The sequence below is a fragment of the Chitinophaga flava genome (assembly GCF_003308995.1).
GTDB classification, from domain to species: domain Bacteria; phylum Bacteroidota; class Bacteroidia; order Chitinophagales; family Chitinophagaceae; genus Chitinophaga; species Chitinophaga flava.
Map to the genome: position 1 here is coordinate 3975993 of NZ_QFFJ01000001.1, position 17111 is coordinate 3993103.

Genomic DNA, 17111 nt, shown 5'->3' on the forward strand with positions numbered 1-17111 from the left:
TTGCATCCCTAAATAAACAATATTTCCTAACTCGCAAAAAATAACTCGACTTATTTATGCCAGTAAAAATCAGACTGCAGAGACATGGCGCGAAGAAAAGGCCTTTCTATTTTATCGTAGTAGCCGACGCACGCGCTCCCAGAGATGGTAAATTCATCCAGAAAATCGGTACTTACAATCCTTTGACTGTACCTGCTTCCATCAACATCGATACTGAAAAAGCATTGCGTTGGTTGCAGAAAGGTGCACAACCTACCGACACTGTAAGAAGAATCCTCTCTTTCAAAGGTGTATTGTATTTGAAACACCTGTTAAGAGGTGTTACGCTGAACCTGTTCGACGAGCCTACTGCTTACCAGAAGTTTGCACAATGGCAAGCTGAGCACGAACAGAAAGTATCTGCCCGTCGTGACGGTCACAGAAAAGCAAGAATTGCTGCTCCGATCGTTAGAAAGGTAGAAGATACTCCTGCTGCTCCATCCGCAGAAGGAGAAGGTAACGAAGCATAAAACGGTAACGTTTTAACAATACCTGAAAAAGGAAATATTTGCGGTTGCAAATATTTCCTTTTTTAATTTCATGACAGGGCCCTCGCATTACGATGAATAATTATTTCAGTATAGGAAAACTGGTGTCAACGCACGGACTACAGGGAGAGCTGCTGTTAAGGCATAGCCTTGGTAAAAGATCTGCCCTGAAGGGTGTGACCGCCATCTTCCTCGAAGAACGGAAAAACAGCTTTATCCCGTATTTCCTGCAGCAAGTGACCGTTAAAGACGGAGAACATGTGTATATCCACCTGGAAGGCATAGATACCAAGGAAGCGGCTCAGAAACTGATGCCCGGCCAGGTATACCTCCAGGAGGATGACTTTAAGGCGCAAACAGCTTCTTCCGCCCCGCTGGCTTTGCTCGGCTTCACAGTTGAAGACGCGCATCACGGTACGCTCGGCACTGTAGAGGAAGTGATTGAAATGCCTATGCAGGTGCTTATAAAGGTGCATATCCAGGGCAAAGAGGCCCTGTTGCCCGTCAATGAGCAGTCACTCGTGAAAGTGGACCGGAAAAACCAGGTGGTACATCTGGACCTCCCGGAAGGGCTCGTTGAATTATACACAAACATGTAGCAAGAAATTTATGCGAATAGATATCATCACCGTATTACCTGAGCTGCTGGAGAGTCCGCTTTCCCATTCCATTATGAAGCGGGCACAGACAAAAGGGCTGCTGGAAGTACATGTACATCCCTTGCGGGCCTATTCCACCCTGAAGCACAACCAGGTGGATGATTACCAGTTTGGCGGTGGCGCCGGCATGGTGATGATGCTGGAACCGATTGTGAATGCCATCGAGTCTTTACAAGCTAAAGTACAGTACGACGAAATCATTTACCTGACTCCTGATGGCGAAACGCTGAACCAGCAGATGGCCAACAAATTATCGATGAAGGGTAACCTGCTGATGCTGTGCGGCCACTACAAAGGGATAGACCAGCGTATCCGGGACCACTTCATTACCAAAGAGATTTCTATCGGTGATTACGTGCTTTCTGGCGGTGAGCTGGGGGCAGCAGTGCTGGTAGATGCCATAGGACGGCTGTTGCCAGGTGTACTCAACGATGAAACCAGCGCACTGACCGATTCCTTTCAGGACAACCTGCTGGCGCCTCCGGTATATACCAGGCCTGTAGATTTCCGGGGATGGAAGGTGCCGGACATTTTATTGAGCGGCAATCATAAAAAAATTGAAGAATGGCGGCATCAGCAATCGGTAGAAAGAACCCAGACGCGCCGGCCGGACTTGTTGTAATTTAATAGTTTAGAGATGTAATTAATGGTTATACCAGGTTATCCACATAGATATCTTAAAAAATGCACAATATTTTCTAGATATTTTCCTGACTTAATTTGGTAAATGCCATTTCTTGTTTTACTTTTGCACTCCCATAAATATTTGAAAGATGAACGCAATTTCGTTTGTTCACGAACAACTGACAGCTAAAAAACAGTACCCTAAGTTTAAAGCAGGCGACAACGTCACTGTCAATTATAAAATCGTGGAAGGTAATAAAGAAAGGATTCAGTCCTTTAAAGGTGATGTAGTGAAAATCCAGGGTACAGGGTTTACTGCGTCTTTCACTGTTAGAAAAATTTCTGACGGCATTGGTGTGGAAAGGCTGTTTCCGCTTTACTCTCCTCATATCGACGGCATTGTGCTGAACAAAGTAGGTAAAGTAAGAAGAGCGAAACTTTTCTACCTGCGTGAGCGCGCTGGTAAGAAAGCCCGTATCAAAGAAAAAAGGGTTTAGTATAAAATACAGGGAAATTAGTTACAGGCGGGACCGTGATGGTTCCGCCTTTTTTCGTTCCTGCCAGCCTCAACCGGTCTTAAAATGGAATTAAATCTCCGCCTTTAACAAACCCGACGGGTGAAAAAGCGGATTTTATGAGTTACCTTTGTTAACATCGTAGAAAACTTAAAAAACAACTTTTGAGAAGATGACTGCTGTTTTTGTAAAATCATCATTTTTGATTCTCCAGGATATTGGTATGTCTGAACTGCTGCTGATAGCCATCGTCGTTTTACTGCTGTTTGGCGGTAAAAAAATACCCGAATTAATGCGGGGACTGGGTAAAGGCATCCGTGAGTTCAATGACGCCAAAAACAATGTGCGCCAGGAAATAGAGGAAGGTATGAGAGAGAAACCTGTGCAACCGTCCACTACTGATACAACAAAGCCAACTGATACGCAGCACAACGCCTAACCTGGCGGTATCCCTGTAGAGGGAATTATCCTGAACTATAATTTTAACTGGTTTAGCATTGACTGAATACAGCAGTATAGCTTCATTTCATAAAGCATTATACGCCGGCAGTACAAGCTGTACAGAGAGAGTACGTTTTTACCTCAACCGTATAGCACAGTTAAAACACCTGAATGCCTTCCTGGAAGTATATGAGGAGGAGGCGCTGGTGAAAGCGCAGGAACTGGATGAACGTATTAAAAACGGTCAGCCGGTTGGCGTTTTAGCCGGAGTAGTGATAGGTATTAAAGATGTAATCTGTTATAAAGGCCATAATGTGAGTGCCGCTTCCAGAATACTGGAGGGGTTTACATCGCTTTTTTCCGCCACAGCTGTGGAAAGACTGCTGGCAGCGGATGCGATTATCATTGGTAATCTTAACTGCGACGAGTTTGCAATGGGATCTACCAATGAGAACTCAGCTTATGGTCCCACGCTGAACGCACTGGATAATACCCGGGTTCCGGGTGGTTCTTCAGGAGGCTCAGCAGTAGCTGTACAGGCAGGCCTCTGTCAGGTTAGCCTGGGTAGCGACACCGGCGGCTCTGTCCGCCAACCAGCTGATTTTTGCGGCATAATCGGGCTTAAGCCCACCTATGGCCGTATATCACGTCACGGGCTCATCGCCTATGCCTCTTCTTTTGATCAGATAGGCATTTTTGGCAAGGAAATTGACGATGTGGCGAGTGTTCTGCAAGTGATGGCAGGACCTGATGAGTTCGATAGTACAGCGGCTCAACAAGAAGTTCCCGACTACCTGAAAAATCTGTCACACAATAAAAGTTACAGGTTTGCGTATTTAAGAGATGCCCAGTACCATGAAGGATTGGATGTTGAAATGAGAGGTGGTTATATCGATCTTTTTGAAAGCCTCGTAACTGCCGGACACACCGTAACTGGTAAAGGCTTTGATTATCTTGACTATGTGGTTCCCGCCTATTATGTGCTGACAACAGCAGAGGCATCCTCTAATTTGTCCCGCTATGATGGTGTCAGATTTGGGCATAGGACCAACGAAAAGAACCTCGATCTGATCGATTTTTACAAAAAAAACAGATCGGAAGGGTTTGGTAAAGAAGTAAAACGTCGTATATTACTGGGGACTTTTGTGCTGAGCGCAGGTTATTACGACGCATATTATACAAAGGCACAACAAGTCAGGAGATTAGTTACCGAAAAACTGAATGACATCCTAGAAGAATTCGACGCTATTTTAATGCCAACTGTACCGTCGACAGCCTTTAAATTAGGGGAAAAAACAAAAGACCCGATTGCTATGTACCTGGCAGATATTTATACGGTACTGGCCAATCTGTCAGGGGTCCCGGCTATTTCAGTGCCGTTGGGCCGGCATTCAAACGGAATGCCATACGGTGTACAGATCATCACAAAGAAGTTTGACGAAGCAGCCCTGTTGCAAATTGCCCATCAAGTGATGGCAACGGAAAGGGCTTCGATTGTTTAAAATAAATTGTATGAGAAAAATCTTTTTACTATTGCTGTTGCCAGCATTGAGTTTTGGAAGTGTGGAGGTTATGGGTAGCAACAGCGTACCTAAAGAGACAGCGTCTCCATCGGTCTCGCGTGACACTACATTATCTAAATTCCGCAAGGTGCACTTGCCGAAGGATAGCTTAGTGCCTTCTCCCACCACTATGGCGGTGAAAAAAGCTGCCCAGAGCCTGCCTAATAATATTCGCAGTGCTAAAGTATATGAGCAGATCAATAACAACCTGGTTGCTGGTTATGTAAATAACTATGCTACCCGGTACAGTCAGCATCTGCAAACCATGATCGAAAGAGGTCAGCCTTATTTCTCCATGGTAGAAAAAATCTTCCGTGAGCACGGTATTCCGGAAGAAATGAAATATCTCGCTGTAATTGAATCCAGCTTTAATACCAACGCTCGTTCCAGAGTAGGTGCTGTAGGTGCATGGCAGTTTATGGCCGGTACCGCCCGTCTCTTTGGTCTGAACGTTGGAAAAAGAGTAGACGAAAGGAAAGATTTCTATAAGTCTACCTTGGCTGCCGCCCAATACCTCAACCAGCTGTATAACCAGTTTGGTGACTGGCTCCTGGTAGTGGCTGCCTACAACTGTGGCCCCGGTGGAGTACAACGTGCTATGAAAGCCAGCGGCCGTGAAGATTTCTGGGGTATGCAGTATTTTCTGCCCGCAGAATCCCGTAACCACGTATATAAATTTATTGCTACCGGTTATATCCTCGACAGATTCAACAACTTCTTTGGTGTGAGCGATGACATGGCTCCTGCTGTAGCTGAAAACACCAGCACAGCAGCGGCTGCTCCTACTGCCAGAGGCCCTCTGACAGAAGATGAAATCTTCTCCAGTGTGGAAATCAATGTTACCGGTAAATACAAACTGGAGGCTATCGCCAAAAAACTGGATATGCCTCTGGCCGAACTGGACAGATTTAATCCTGGCTTTGCTAAAGCAATGTCCAGCGCTGAAAACAACTACGACCTGCGCATCCCGAAAGACAAGATGAAGCAGTTCCTGGCTGAGAAAAACGAGATCCTGAAAGAGTCTGTACAGTTGGCGTTGGATGATAAAGCAACAGGTGTAGACAAATCTAAATTCCCTGCACCGGCTAAAATGCAGGCTGAAGGAGTTGCTTCTGCTAAAAAAGCAAACACCAGTGCTAAAAAATCCAGCAGCAAAAAACATACGGCTGCTAAAAAACATTCCAAAAAGAAAACTGCTCATAAAAAGTAGTTCCTCTTCATAGAAAAGAAAAACCCGTGTCAGCTTTGCCGGCACGGGTTTTTTCTTTTTATGGCCCGTTTGTTTCGGGCAGTAAAACCGTATGCTATACAACCAGTATTCCCTTCTTCTTCTTCTTCTTCTCACTGAACGCCACCAGATCGAGCAGAGGCCCGGTCATGAAGGTGGTGGCCAGTGCCATCAGTACCATCATTGCAAATATGCTCGGAGAGAGGATACCCAGGTCATAGCCAATATTGAGTACTACCAGTTCCATCAGGCCACGGGTGTTCATCAGCGCGCCAACAGCCACGGATTGCCGCCAGGACTGGCCCATGAGCCGGGCAGTCAAAGTACTGCCGCCGAACTTACCGGCTACGGCTACCAGCATGATCATACCACATACACTCCACAGGTGACTTTCATTCAGCAACCCAATCTGTGTTCTGAGGCCGGTGTACACAAAAAATATCGGTAACAGCAATAACACGCTGACATCTTCCAGTTTATCTGTGAGCAGTTGTTTGATATCGGTCTGCTGTGGCATGATCACTCCCGCCAGGAAAGCACCAAACAGGGCATGGATGCCTATTACCTCGGTTGCCAGGGCTGACAGTAGTAAGGTGAAGAAAACCACGGAAACGGCCGCTTTCTGTCGATTTCTGGCTATATGTCTGCTGATGGTACGGTTGAGCCATGGGCGTACCAGCCACAGCATCGTTCCTACAAAAATAATGGCCAGCACAATGGTGACAAGTGCACTAACAAAACCACCGGCTTTTACAATGGCCACCACTACTGCCAGTATACACCAGGCAGTAATATCATCGGCTGCTGCACAGGTAATGGCCAGCGTGCCCAGCGGTGTACCGGTCAGTTTTCTTTCCTGTACGATACGGGCCAGCACCGGAAAGGCAGTAATACTCATAGCGATACCCATAAACAGCGCAAAGGCCAGGAAGCTAACTCCTGCAGGCGCGAAGCTGGTAAAGAGATAGTAGGCCAGCCATACGCCCAGGAAAAAGGGTACTACAATACTGGCATGACTAATCATTACTGCATCGTGTGCCTTGTTCCTGATTTTGCTGATATCCAGCTCCATTCCCACGATAAACATAAAAAAGGCCAGACCTATCTGACTGAGGAACTGTAAATTCTTCATGGAGTCAACGGGAAAGAGGAAGGCGGAAAACGAAGGCATAACCCAGCCCAGCAGAGAAGGACCCAACAATACCCCTGCAATGATTTCACCTACTACTGACGGTTGTTTTACCTTATTGGCCAGTATGCCAAATGCGCGTGCCATCACCATAATCAGGATAATCTGCAGCAACAAAAGGCTTAACGGGTGCTTGAAGTTATCGAGATATTGCCACCAGGAGTTGTCCGGTGCAGGTTGTGAAACATGGGCTACTGTTGCCACAGGGGCTTCTGTCTGTTTTACAGGCAACAACTGTCCTTGTTGCAGGATTACCCATATCAATACCCCAAACAGGCCTATGATGGCGGGGTAGAGGAGAAGGCGCTTTTTCATAAGTGATTTATAAAAAGTAAAATACGGATTTGCAAGGGGACATTGATCCTCACAAATCCGTAATTATCGTTTAGGAGACTGCAATCAGATTGCTGCGATGCCTGGCAGTGTTTTTCCTTCGAAAAACTCCAGCATGGCACCACCGCCGGTGGAAACGTAGCTTACTTTTTCGGCCAGTCCGAACTGGTTGACAGCTGCAACGGAGTCACCGCCACCAACGAGGGAGAAGGAGCCCTGAGCAGTGGCAGTTACGATAGCATCAGCCACTCCTTTGGTACCTTTCTGGAAGGCTTCCATTTCAAAAACACCCATTGGACCGTTCCACAGAATGGTTTTGGATTGCTGGATAGTTTTGCTGAACAGTTCAACACTTTCAGGACCTACGTCGAGGCCCATCCATCCGGCAGGGATGTTATCGTTGGAAACTACCTGTGTTGCGGCATCCGGCGCAAATTTATCTGCAGCAACGGAGTCAACAGGCAGGATGAGTTTTACATTTTTGGTTTTGGCTTTATCGAGCAGTTCGTTGGCCAGGTCCAGTTTATCATTTTCACAGAGGGAGTTACCGATTTCCTTGCCCTGGGCTTTGAGGAAAGTGTAAGCCATACCACCACCAATGATGATGTTGTTGGCGCGCTCCATCAGTGTTTCTATGATGAGGATTTTATCGCTCACTTTGGCACCACCGAGGATAGCAGTGAAAGGCGCTTCAGCGTTGTTAAGTACTTTTTCAGCATTGGTTACTTCTGCTTCCATGAGGAGCCCGAACATACGGTCAGGTTTGGAGAAGTATTGTGCGATGATAGCTGTGGAAGCGTGTGCACGGTGCGCGGTGCCAAAGGCATCGTTTACGTATACATTGCCCAGTTTGGCGAGTTCTTCAGCGAAAGAAGGATCACCTTTCTCTTCTGCTTTGTGGAAGCGCAGGTTTTCGAGCAGCAGCACTTCGCCCATTTGCAGGTCTGCAGCGGCTTTATGGGCTACAGGGCCTACGCAGTCGGTAGCAAACTTAACAGTGGTGCCACCGAGGAGGGAGATGAGGTGATATACGAGATGTTTTAAGGAATATTTATCGCTGGGACCATCTTTCGGACGGCCGAGGTGGGACATGAGTATTACGGCACCACCGTCTTTCAGGATTTTTTTGATGGTAGGAACGGCAGCCCTCATGCGGGTGTCGTCAGTAATTTCGAACTTGTCGTTCAGGGGAACGTTGAAATCCACACGGACCAGGGCTTTGCGGCCATTGAAGTTATAGTCGGAGAATTTGCTCATAAATAGCGATTTAAGAGAAAGGGTTTATGCCATAAAAAAACCGCGGACCAACAGCACAAAGCAAGTTTCAACCAAAAGTGACTTGGCATATCTGCTGCTATGGTGTAGTTGTTCCGCGGAATGTAAAATAGTATCCCGGGGATACCCCAGGAATACTGTCTGATTATTTGCTGATCAGACCGGCGAAGTACCTTACAGTACGTACCAGCTGAGAAACATAACTCATTTCGTTATCGTACCAGGAAACGGTTTTAACCAGTTGCTGATCGCCAACAGTCATTACTTTAGTCTGTGTAGCATCGAACAGGGAACCGTAGTGGATACCGATGACATCGGAGCTTACAATTTCATCTTCAGTATAACCGAAAGATTCGTTGGAAGCTGCTTTCATAGCTGCATTGATTTCTTCTGCAGTTACTTTTTTGTTGAGGATAGTAGTCAGTTCGGTGAGGGAACCGGTGATAGTTGGTACACGTTGAGCGTTACCATCCAGTTTACCTTTCAGTTCAGGTAATACCAGGCCGATAGCTTTTGCAGCACCGGTACTGTTAGGTACGATGTTAGCAGCAGCAGCACGGGCACGGCGCAGGTCACCTTTAGGATGCGGAGCATCGAGGGTGTTCTGGTCGTTGGTGTAAGCGTGAATAGTAGTCATTAAGCCGGTATTGATACCGTAGTTGTCCTGCAGTACTTTAGCCATAGGAGCCAGGCAGTTGGTGGTGCAGGAAGCGCAGGAGATAACAGTCTCGCTACCATCGAGGAGATGGTGGTTTACATTGAAAACGATCGTTTTCAGATCACCGGTAGCCGGAGCGGAAATTACAACTCTCTTGGCGCCAGCAGCGATGTGGGCGGATGCTTTATCTTTATCAGTAAAGAAACCGGTACACTCGATCACAACATCAATACCATGGTCTTTCCAGGGAATCTGGGACGGATCTTTCTGTGCATATATCTTCACATCTTCACCGTTCACATTAATTGCGTTCTCAGAATGTTTAACTTCTGCATCAAACCTACCCTGTGCTGAATCATATTTCAGCAAATGCGCCAGCACTGTAGGGCTGGTGAGATCATTGATAGCAACCACATCAATGCCGGGCATTTTGTAAATCTGGCGGTATACCAAACGACCAATGCGGCCGAAACCATTAATACCAATTTTGAGAGTAGTTCCCATTTTTCGTCATGATTTGAGTATGAAAAAATCGAGAGCGAATTTACAATCTATACCCCTATTATTCAATATATTTTTAGGTTATGAAAATATTTTTTGGAAATATCAAATTAGGTTGTACATTTGCAATCCCAAAACGATACGCCGCGTTGGTCAAGGGGTTAAGACGCCTCCCTTTCACGGAGGAATCACGGGTTCGATTCCCGTACGTGGTACGAAGAAAAGAGCAGAAGCAGTAATGTTTCTGCTCTTTTGGTTTTAAGTACCCTGTAAGCCAAAGGTTTGTATCATCATTTACCCATCTTTCTGAACAGCCTTATCCGGACAATCTACAAATCACTATTTTTAGGCATTACTGAAAAAAACATCGATCGTTGTTATGAAACGCAGAAAGCTGCTCAAAGATGTCTTTAACTTGCATCCGCTCCGTCGTATACTGATCAGCCTTAGCCTGACACTAGTGGTTGCTGTTATACTCATGCTCAACCATGTCCAACTGAGCGCGCTGGTATTTTATATGTTGTTATGGGACGTATTTGCCATCTCCTACATCACCACCGGCTGGATCGTTTTCTTTAAACGATCTGTGACAGATATCCGTAACTGGGCCCGTATAGACGATGGCAGCCGCATCTTTGTAACCATCATCCTGTTATTGGCCTCCTTTGCCAGTATGGTCACCATCGTACTGCTGATGGTATCAAGCCAGGAAAAAGATGGAACCTATCTGCCCGTAGCCATCACCGGGATACTGTCATCCTGGGCTATGGTACATACTACCTACAGCTTTCATTATGCTAACCTCTACTACGATGATGATGTGACCGATAAAAATCGTCACGCCGGCGGACTCGACTTCCCTAATGAAAAACATCCCGACTACCTAGATTTCGCCTATTTCTCTTTTGTGATAGGCATGACCTTCCAGGTTTCTGATGTACAGATCGCCAATCGCATTCTCCGCCGTTCCGTACTGGTACACGGATTGCTGTCTTATATCCTCAATACTTTTGTAGTGGCTTTAACCATCAATCTGATTGCGGGGCTTAAACATTAAGGTTCCCAGGACTGAAGTCCTGGGCTATTATTGTTTGGGTTTGTTCGAGGGATTCGAAAGGAGCTGGGCAGGCGTCAAATTGAATGCTGGCTTTACTTTTGAGCGTATTTTTTTGTGTTTTAGGGAGTTGATTGGGGGCTTAAAATTGAGGTGTTGTTTTTATCATCTCAAAAAAAAAGTAAAAAAGTTTGAAGAAAAATTTTGTGGAATAAAACTTATTCCTATCTTTGCAATCCCAAAACGGAAACGCCGCGTTGGTCAAGGGGTTAAGACGCCTCCCTTTCACGGAGGAATCACGGGTTCGATTCCCGTACGTGGTACAAAAGCCTTCGAAATTTTCGAAGGCTTTTTTTATGCCCGTTAGTGTAGAAATACAAATCAAATCAAATCAATTTGTATTCCGGGCTGTCTTCTTCGTTATTTCTCAATCGTTAACTACCCTCGCCTTTACCGTAAGCTGCCTGATGGCGGCCAGATGTGCGAATAACACCACCTGCACAATAAAAGCCGGTAACCAGCTAAAAGGAAAATAAAAGATGGCAACGTTGGGTTGGTCAAAGGCAAACTTTTGAAATGGAGTGGGCGCGGAAAGAATTGCATTGAATACGATGTTAAGTAATAACCCCAAAGCAATCAACTGCCAGATAAGTACTGCCTGCCGGTTTTGTTTTCCGTTCTGCAGCCCATAATAGGCCACAAACGGAGCTGTGGTACCGGCAAGGATATCAAAATTTCTTCCTTCAAAGGTCATTAACTGAGGGATGGTTTTGTTTAAAAATAGCCACCAGAGCACAATTTCCACCGGTATTCTCACCATATGAAGATAGGTCAGATTAGTCAGCGGCAGGCTGTCTATGAATGCCCGTCCACCAGTGGTGAGAAACAGGACTATTATCGTGATAAGAGCTGGTAAAACACCCCATAGCAGGATCCTGGGCGGCATAGCATCTGTTGCCGTAAAAACACCCGTTATTGCAAATATTCCCTGCAGGGCCAGCCACAGGATCAGACCGATAAGAATGAGCACAGATCTTTTACGCACAATGGCCGACGTTGATGCTCTCATTGCCATGTAAAACAGCAGTAATGTAGCGATAGTTGTCAGTATAAAAACCAACGGGATATAGAATGGTAATTGTGCTATCATTTCAACTTGTTTGTGGGGTCCGGGGAAGTTATTGTAATGTATAACTTAATTCATTATCAGACAATGACTGCTGGGGTATATATCCTTTCGGTTAATGAGGTCCTTTCGGTCTCAGCATTTTATAGAAATATAGTAACATTTAGTACATTTAACGGGCATCCTACATTTTTTCCGTACCGCCATGATCCACAAATTTATTCAGGTTATTACATCACAACGGTATCCTGCAGCCAGGCACCTGTATTGCCTGTTGTGCCTGATCGTCATGGCCGGTACTGCAATAGGACAGCAGACAAATCTCTCTTATCATTTCAGGCATCTGGACATCAGCACCGGACTTGCGAGCAATCACGTTTCGGCTATCCTGCAGGACCGCAAAGGATTTATCTGGATTGCCAGTACCGCCCTGCAACGGTATGATGGTACCAACCTGGTCACCATGGCTAATTTCGACCGTGTACCCGGTTCCATCTACTACGATGATATCTGCCTCTGTGAAGATAACCGTGGCCGTATATGGATGGGTACCCCCGATAATATTCGTGTATACGATCCTGTTACTACCCTTATCAAAACACTTAAAGTAGCCAACAGGGCCGAACTGCCGGAAGGACTTCAATGCAGTAATATCATCCAGGACCATGCCGGTGTAATGTGGGCCACTACCCGTGATGGCCTCATGCGATTTGAGGAAGCTACCTTTAGCTTCCACAAAGCAGCCGGTATACCGGAAACAGACCGGCTGCAGATGCAGGATGCCCTCATGGAAGATGAAGCCGGCAATCTGTGGGTAAGCGGTCAGGAACATCTCTACATCCTGGACCGTGACCGTAAGCAGTTATTCACATCCGATCATAATCCCCAACGTTTACGGATACTCGATATCCATAACAGCTTCAAAAAAATATATACCGACGCCGATCATCAAATATGGCTGGCCGGAAGAGGTGGTATCCTCTATCACTATGATCCGCTGAAAAACACACTGAAAGAACATCATTTTATCACCCCTGATACCAAACATTATCCTGCCGCAAAGCAGCAAACAGACCCCATTTTTGACGTGTTGGCCGATGGTGACAACCGGCTGTGGGTAGCTACGGAAAAAGGAGGAATCTTCCGCTTTAATAAAGCGACCCGGCAGTTTGATGTAAACATTACCGGTAATAATACAGACGAACGTGGTTTTCATTATGACTATGAAGCCAACTGCATGCTGAGCGACCGGGAAGGGCACCTCTGGATAGGCACCGATCATGGTATCAATATCCTCAGTATGCACAATACTTCCTTCCGGATGTTTGATCATCGTACGTCCTTCAGCAAAACAAAGGAACGACTGCCCGCCGCAGAAGTGACGGGTGTTTTCCAGGGGAGTAACGGCGACATATATGTGGGGTACTGGGGGAAAGGTTTCAGCAGGCTGTCTTCTCAATTACAACTACTGGGCAATTACTTCCGCAGTGGCGACAGTACTACCTCTATTCCTGAAGAACGGGGATTGGTATGGAGTTTTACGGAGCTGAAGGATGGAACTATCCTGGTGGGACAGGAGAATGGAAGGCTTTCTTTGTTTAACCCTGCCACCGGCCGGTTTACCCGGCATCTCAGTTCACCGGCATTATATCAGCAAACCCTGCTTCGTATGCTGGTAAGGGATACAATGGTATGGATAGGATTGTATAAACGCGGCCTTGCCAGCTGGAATCCGCGGGCTAACCAGTTTATACACTACCACGAGATCACCGATTCTCTGAAACGTCCGCTTTCCGTGATGCAGATAGTTGCTGAAAAAGATTCCCTGTTATGGCTTGGTTCCAGCAGTGGCGGCCTTATTCTGTTTAATCCGCGCTCCCGGCGGATCGTGGACAGACAGACTTTTGAATGGGATAAACATATTTACAACAATGTTACCTCACTGGTAAGATACAACGATAGTACACTGCTGGCCGGCACAGACCACGGGCTATGGGTTTACAATACCCGTCATGATACCTACACGCCTGTTAAAATCAACGGAAAGCTTTTTGACGAATGGGTACTGAGTATCCGGGAAGATATTCCCGGGAAAGTATGGTTTACCACTCCTTACGGCTTTTACCGCCTTACACTGCCTGATAAACTGGAAACATTTACCCAGAATGATGATATCATCGACAATACCCGGAAAGTGCGCCGCCGCATCACCTGGCTGAAGGACGGAAGGCTACTGGTAGGTGCCTCTGATCATTTTGTGGTCTTTGAACCAGACAAGCTGGAAGTGGCGCCACCACCACCTGATGTCACCATCGTAAATATGAAAGCACTGGACAGTACAGTGCTGATTGAAGAGGCTCTGCGGGATGGCAAACCGGTAGAGTTGAACCACCGGCAGAATTTTATCGGGGTAGAGTTTAAAAGTCTGTTGTATCATCACGAAAAGATCCGTTACTATTACCAGCTGGAAGGCCTTGATGAAAACTGGGTGAGCGCTGAAAGCATATTGGTGGCCAAATATACCAACCTGGCTCCCGGACATTACACTTTTCGCGTAAGGGCTGTTAATACTGCCGGTACTTTCTCCAGAGACATCAGTGAGCTGAAAATCTTTATCCGGCCTGCTTTCTGGCAAACTTCGTGGTTCCGGTTATTGTGTTTGTTCATCGCAATTGCGCTGGTATACCTGTATTTTAGACTACGTATCACGTCTGTAAAAAAAGAAGCCCGCGAACGGGCCGCCATCCAGCAACAAATGGCGCAGCTGGAAATGAAAGCCCTGCGTGCGCAGATGAACCCGCATTTTATCTTTAATGCACTCAACTCCATACAGACATTTATGATGAAAAGCGAAACAGAACAGGCATTGTCTTACCTGGCCCGTTTCGCAAGGCTTATCCGTAATGTGCTCGACAATTCCCAACTGAATAATATCCCCGTTTCCAAAGAGGTAAATATGCTGACCAATTACCTGGAACTGGAGAAATTACGTTTCACCGATCAGTTTGAATACCAGTTTATCATCGATCCTGCACTGGAGCTCGATCTGGTGGAGATTCCTACCATGATACTGCAACCCTTTGTGGAAAATGCCATCTGGCATGGTATTCTGCACACCCGCACTCAGGGAAGGATTACCATCACGTTTTCCAGAAAGGAAGACAGGGTATTGTGTAGTGTGGAAGACAACGGAGTGGGGAGAGAAAAATCAGCTGTCCTGCGGAAGATGGAGAAACAGCATTACTCGCGTGGCCTGCAAATTACGCGCGACCGGCTTCAGTTGTATAACAGCCGTTTTAATGTAGATGCCAGCTTTGATATTGAAGATCTGACAGATGAAGCCGGCAACCCAACAGGAACAAGGGTCAATATATGGTTCCCCTATGTAGAGGAATAGAAAAAATTACGAATTAGGAATTACGAATTTTTGAGGCATTAATCATTCGTAATTCCTAATTCGTAATTGCTTATTTCAGTCCTATCTCGTAATGTCTTTCCGGAATTTCTATATCCAGGAAACCTTTTTTGAGTAGCCAGTTTTTAAAGATGGTTTGTACATCATACTCTCCGTGAACCAGGAATAATTTTTTTACCTCAGCAGGGTTCTGGCATGCCAGCCACTGGCTGAGGTCTTCGTAGTCGCCATGGGCACTCATAGAGCGGATGACACCTACTTCAGCCTTTACTTCGTAGCGGGTACCATAGATAGATACCTCTTTGGCGCCCCGCATCAGGCGTCCGCCAAGGGATTGCGGCTCGCAATAGCCAACGATCAGGATGGTGTTACGTTCTTCATCGATATTATTGGCAATATGATGTTTAACGCGGCCTGCTTCCGCCATACCAGATGCGGAGATGATCACGCAAGGTTCCCTGCGGAAGTTGAGGTTTTTGGATTCATCCACAGATTTTACATAATGCAATCCCGGGAAATCAAAGGGGTCGTCGTCTCTTTTCAACAGATCGGAGACCTCACGGTTAAATACTTCAGGATGTGATTTGGTAACGGCTGTAGCTTCGGTGGATAACGGGCTGTCTACAAAGATTTCGACAGCAGGCAGTGTACCGTTGAGCTGTGCTTTATTGAGTGCATAGAGCAGTTCCTGGGTACGGCCTACGCTGAAAGCGGGGATAATCAGCTTACCTCTTTTTTCGACGCAGGTTTCACGGATATACCGTAACAGCTCTGCATCTGAAGGGGCGGCATCGGCATGGAGGGTGCTGCCGTAGGTAGATTCGATGAGTATATAATCAGCCTGTGGAAAAGTGGCGGGTGATTTCAGGATGGCATCATTATACCGGCCTATATCTCCGCTGAAGGAGATCTGTTCTGTTTTACCGTTTTCGGTGATACGCAGGTGTACAGAGGCAGCGCCTACAATGTGGCCGGCATCGGTGAACATCAGTTGTACATCGGGGTCAATATTGGTCCATGTATTGTAGTCCATGGGTTTGAGGAAACGGATAGCATTTTTGGCGTCTTCGAGGGTGTATAATGGCAACACATATGGTTTGCCTTCGTTTGCCCTTTTTTTATTGGTGAACTTCACATCATCTTCCTGTATTTCGGCAGAATCGAGCAGCAGGATTTCGGTCATGTCGCGGGTGCCTGGTGTGCAGAAGATATGCCCGTTGTAGCCCATTTTTACCAGTCGGGGAATAAGGCCGGAGTGATCGATATGGGCATGTGAAAGTACCATGTAGGTGATCTCTGAAGGTTCAAAGCCGAAGTCTCTGTTCATATCGTCTGTTTCAGCACCCATGCCTTGAAACATTCCACAATCCAACAGAATCTTTTTGCCATTTTTTAATGTGATGAGGTGCTTAGAGCCGGTAACAGTGCGGGCCGCACCATGAAATGCTATTTTCATATCCTTGTTTTAGGGTGATGATCACCATTATTACGATTTACCTTTAAAAGACCAGGTGATAGTGAAGGAGGCAATTAGCGTGCCTTGCTTATCTCTGCCTTCACTGCGCATGGAAACAGATACAGCTTCTTCCTGGTGGAGTGCCTTTTCTATGGCTGCTTTCAGGGCAGGCAGGTCATTGCAGGTAAAGAAAGTAAGGCCGGTCGCTTTTTTGACAAAGGTGGATTCCATACCGGTAACGAGCATGGATACACGCCTGGGAGCACTCTGCACATACATCATGGCGGGTAGTCCGGTACTCAGCTCCGCAGCCATAGACAGGCAGGCGAAGTAGGTCGAACGGAAAGGATTCTGCGATAGCCAGCGGTAAGGTACGGAAGTAACGCAGGTTTCCTCCTGAATGGATTGAAGGCGTACCCCCGCCAGCCACGCTGCTGGCAGTTTTCCAAACAGGTAGGCCGAAAACTTAAACGGATGCTGTGCAAACTTTTTAAAAGCGTGCACAGCATCCGTGTTAAAAGTGGTCATGCCGTTATTCATGGCGGTAT

The 17111-nt window shown here is 46.4% G+C and carries 15 protein-coding genes and 2 tRNA genes; 11 read left to right on the forward strand and 6 right to left on the reverse strand.

Annotated features, from left to right (window positions below; translation table 11 throughout):
* The first annotated feature begins 56 nt into the window (after positions 1-56).
* The 7 genes from rpsP (at position 57) to DF182_RS16205 (ending at position 5538) form a co-directional block, all read left to right on the forward strand.
* Entirely contained in the window at positions 57-509 is a 453-nt protein-coding gene (rpsP, locus tag DF182_RS32880) for a 30S ribosomal protein S16 (RefSeq protein WP_113616687.1), read from the forward strand.
* Between the two features lie 92 nt (positions 510-601).
* Positions 602-1126: a ribosome maturation factor RimM gene (gene rimM, locus DF182_RS16180; RefSeq protein WP_113616688.1), complete on the forward strand. Its 525-nt coding sequence runs from the start codon at positions 602-604 to the stop codon at positions 1124-1126.
* Positions 1127-1136: 10 nt separating this feature from the next.
* Complete coding sequence (gene trmD / locus DF182_RS16185) at positions 1137-1808, forward strand: tRNA (guanosine(37)-N1)-methyltransferase TrmD (RefSeq protein WP_113616689.1); 672 nt, start codon at positions 1137-1139, stop codon at positions 1806-1808.
* A 151-nt stretch (positions 1809-1959) separates the two neighbouring features.
* The gene (gene rplS / locus DF182_RS16190) at positions 1960-2307 is read left to right on the forward strand and encodes a 50S ribosomal protein L19 (RefSeq protein ID WP_113616690.1); all 348 of its coding nucleotides are present in this window, start codon (positions 1960-1962) and stop codon (positions 2305-2307) included.
* Positions 2308-2527: 220 nt separating this feature from the next.
* The gene (locus tag DF182_RS16195) at positions 2528-2764 is read left to right on the forward strand and encodes a Sec-independent protein translocase subunit TatA/TatB (protein ID WP_245957459.1); all 237 of its coding nucleotides are present in this window, start codon (positions 2528-2530) and stop codon (positions 2762-2764) included.
* Between the two features lie 58 nt (positions 2765-2822).
* Positions 2823-4268 (forward strand): Asp-tRNA(Asn)/Glu-tRNA(Gln) amidotransferase subunit GatA, encoded by a 1446-nt coding sequence (gene gatA / locus DF182_RS16200; RefSeq protein ID WP_113616692.1) that lies wholly within the window; start codon positions 2823-2825, stop codon positions 4266-4268.
* Positions 4269-4278: 10 nt separating this feature from the next.
* A complete protein-coding gene (locus DF182_RS16205; RefSeq protein ID WP_113616693.1) occupies positions 4279-5538 on the forward strand; it encodes a lytic transglycosylase domain-containing protein in 1260 nt (419 codons plus the stop codon).
* 94 nt (positions 5539-5632) lie between these two features.
* On the opposite strand, the gene DF182_RS16210 is transcribed toward DF182_RS16205, so the two are convergent.
* From DF182_RS16210 to gap, 3 genes are all read right to left on the reverse strand, one after another.
* Positions 5633-7060: a cation:proton antiporter gene (locus DF182_RS16210; RefSeq protein ID WP_113616694.1), complete on the reverse strand. Its 1428-nt coding sequence runs from the start codon at positions 7058-7060 to the stop codon at positions 5633-5635.
* Positions 7061-7144: 84 nt separating this feature from the next.
* Positions 7145-8335 carry a phosphoglycerate kinase gene (locus DF182_RS16215; RefSeq protein WP_113616695.1) on the reverse strand — a complete coding sequence of 397 codons (1191 nt, stop codon included), beginning with the start codon at positions 8333-8335 and terminating at the stop codon, positions 7145-7147.
* Between the two features lie 163 nt (positions 8336-8498).
* Positions 8499-9515 (reverse strand): type I glyceraldehyde-3-phosphate dehydrogenase, encoded by a 1017-nt coding sequence (gene gap, locus DF182_RS16220; protein WP_113616696.1) that lies wholly within the window; start codon positions 9513-9515, stop codon positions 8499-8501.
* A gap of 140 nt (positions 9516-9655) precedes the next feature.
* On the opposite strand from gap, the gene DF182_RS16225 reads away from it, so the two are divergent.
* The 3 genes from DF182_RS16225 to DF182_RS16235 all read left to right on the forward strand — a co-directional run bounded on the left by DF182_RS16225 (position 9656) and on the right by DF182_RS16235 (position 10889).
* Positions 9656-9727, forward strand: a tRNA-Glu gene (locus DF182_RS16225).
* A gap of 164 nt (positions 9728-9891) precedes the next feature.
* Positions 9892-10569: a DUF1345 domain-containing protein gene (locus DF182_RS16230; protein ID WP_113616697.1), complete on the forward strand. Its 678-nt coding sequence runs from the start codon at positions 9892-9894 to the stop codon at positions 10567-10569.
* A 248-nt stretch (positions 10570-10817) separates the two neighbouring features.
* Positions 10818-10889 (forward strand) — tRNA-Glu (locus DF182_RS16235).
* Between the two features lie 104 nt (positions 10890-10993).
* Here the strand turns inward: DF182_RS16235 and DF182_RS16240 are convergent.
* Complete coding sequence (locus DF182_RS16240) at positions 10994-11716, reverse strand: hypothetical protein (RefSeq protein ID WP_113616698.1); 723 nt, start codon at positions 11714-11716, stop codon at positions 10994-10996.
* 181 nt (positions 11717-11897) lie between these two features.
* On the opposite strand from DF182_RS16240, the gene DF182_RS16245 reads away from it, so the two are divergent.
* Complete coding sequence (locus DF182_RS16245) at positions 11898-15089, forward strand: sensor histidine kinase (protein WP_113616699.1); 3192 nt, start codon at positions 11898-11900, stop codon at positions 15087-15089.
* Positions 15090-15159: 70 nt separating this feature from the next.
* On the opposite strand, the gene DF182_RS16250 is transcribed toward DF182_RS16245, so the two are convergent.
* Positions 15160-16563: an MBL fold metallo-hydrolase RNA specificity domain-containing protein gene (locus DF182_RS16250; protein WP_113616700.1), complete on the reverse strand. Its 1404-nt coding sequence runs from the start codon at positions 16561-16563 to the stop codon at positions 15160-15162.
* 30 nt (positions 16564-16593) lie between these two features.
* Positions 16594-17103 carry a DUF4442 domain-containing protein gene (locus tag DF182_RS16255; protein ID WP_245957460.1) on the reverse strand — a complete coding sequence of 170 codons (510 nt, stop codon included), beginning with the start codon at positions 17101-17103 and terminating at the stop codon, positions 16594-16596.
* Positions 17104-17111: the final 8 nt, after the last annotated feature.